The 1221-nt window shown below is 53.5% G+C and carries 1 rRNA gene; it reads right to left on the bottom strand.

What is annotated here, in order from left to right:
* A 23S ribosomal RNA gene (locus ACRRU2_RS28500) occupies positions 1–1218 on the bottom strand; the annotation flags it as partial.
* Between the last annotated feature and the right edge of the window lie 3 nt (positions 1219–1221).

Here is a 1221-nt window from a genome sequence, read left to right as displayed (position 1 = left end):
ACATGCCGTAGCTTCGGTGGTGTGTTTAGCCCCGTTACATTTTCGGCGCAGAGTCACTCGACCAGTGAGCTATTACGCACTCTTTAAATGGTGGCTGCTTCTAAGCCAACATCCTGGTTGTCTGTGCAACTCCACATCCTTTCCCACTTAACACACACTTGGGGACCTTAGCTGACGATCTGGGCTGTTTCCCTCTTGACAATGGATCTTAGCACTCACTGTCTGACTCCCGAGTAACATGTCGATGGCATTCGGAGTTTGACTAGACTTGGTAACCCTTGGCGGGCCCCGCACCCAATCAGTGCTCTACCTCCACGACACTTTCCCTCGAGGCTAGCCCTAAAGCTATTTCGGGGAGAACCAGCTATCTCCGAGTTCGATTGGAATTTCACCGCTACCCCCACCTCATCCCCGTACTTTTCAACGTACGTGGGTTCGGGCCTCCAGTGCGTGTTACCGCACCTTCACCCTGGACAGGGGTAGATCACACGGTTTCGGGTCTACGACCACGTACTTATTCGCCCTATTCAGACTCGCTTTCGCTGCGGCTACGGCTTCCCACCTTAACCTTGCACGTAATCGTAACTCGCCGGTTCATTCTACAAAAGGCACGCCATCACCCTCTTAACGGGCTCTGACTTCTTGTAAGCGCACGGTTTCAGGTTCTTTTTCACTCCGCTCCCGCGGTGCTTTTCACCTTTCCCTCACGGTACTGCTTCACTATCGGTCACCAGGGAGTATTTAGCCTTGGCAGATGGTCCTGCCGGATTCCGACGGGGTTTCACGTGTCCCGCCGTACTCAGGATCCGTCTCGGAGAGAGCTTGCTTTTGGCTACAGGGCTTTTACCTCTTCTAGCGGGCCTTTCCAGACCTCTTCGCCTAACAAACTCCTTTGTAACTCCATGTGAGACGTCCTACAACCCCAAGGAGCAAGCTCCTTGGTTTGGGCTAATCCGCTTTCGCTCGCCGCTACTGACGGAATCACTTTTGTTTTCTCTTCCTCAGGGTACTTAGATGTTTCAGTTCCCCTGGTATGCCTCTTCACAACCTATGGATTCAGTTGTGAGTAACCGCCCATTACGACGGCTGGGTTTCCCCATTCGGAAATCCCCGGATCAATGCTTGCTTACAGCTCCCCGAGGCGGTATCGTTGTTCGCCACGTCCTTCTTCGGCTCCTGGTGCCTAGGCATCCGCCGTGCGCTCTTACTAGCTTAACCTAG

The sequence above is a fragment of the Paenibacillus sp. GXUN7292 genome, from assembly GCF_050864975.1.
In the GTDB taxonomy this organism is placed as follows: Bacteria; Bacillota; Bacilli; order Paenibacillales; family Paenibacillaceae; genus Pristimantibacillus.
This window is presented reverse-complemented; position numbering and strand designations above follow the sequence as displayed.